The organism is Dellaglioa sp. CoH-57-MRSF-19 (assembly GCF_056781975.1).
Genome location: NZ_JBXAXW010000227.1, coordinates 1 through 300 on the forward strand (window position 1 = coordinate 1; position 300 = coordinate 300).

Annotated in this window: 1 protein-coding gene; it reads left to right on the top strand. The window is 51.0% G+C overall.

All coding sequences use genetic code 11. The features are described 5' to 3' along the window. Window positions 1-73: 73 nt before the first annotated feature. Window positions 74-300, top strand: a 227-nt coding sequence (locus tag AC1RO3_RS09025) for a hypothetical protein (RefSeq protein WP_481764084.1), incomplete at its 3' end; no start/stop codon positions are given.

Here is a 300-nt window from a genome sequence, read left to right on the forward strand (position 1 = left end):
GACTACCCATTAGGGGCTTCGCCCCATTCATCCGGCAAGAGCAGCATGTGCCGGACGTTTCGAGAGGATGCCAATGAAAGCTTTTTGGAAATGGTGGCGTGAACACGTTTCGTTTTCGAGCACGCGACTGCTGTTTGCGCTCCTGATTATCTGGCTTCACCGACTCACTGACTCAAGTTCATTGTTGTTTGCGCTTGTGGTTGTAGATGCTGGTGTATGTTGGGTGTTGGGGTCTTCGATGCGAAATCTCAGTTCTGCGGAGGGACGTTTCTATCAGCAGATTGTGATGAAGGTCCGTGT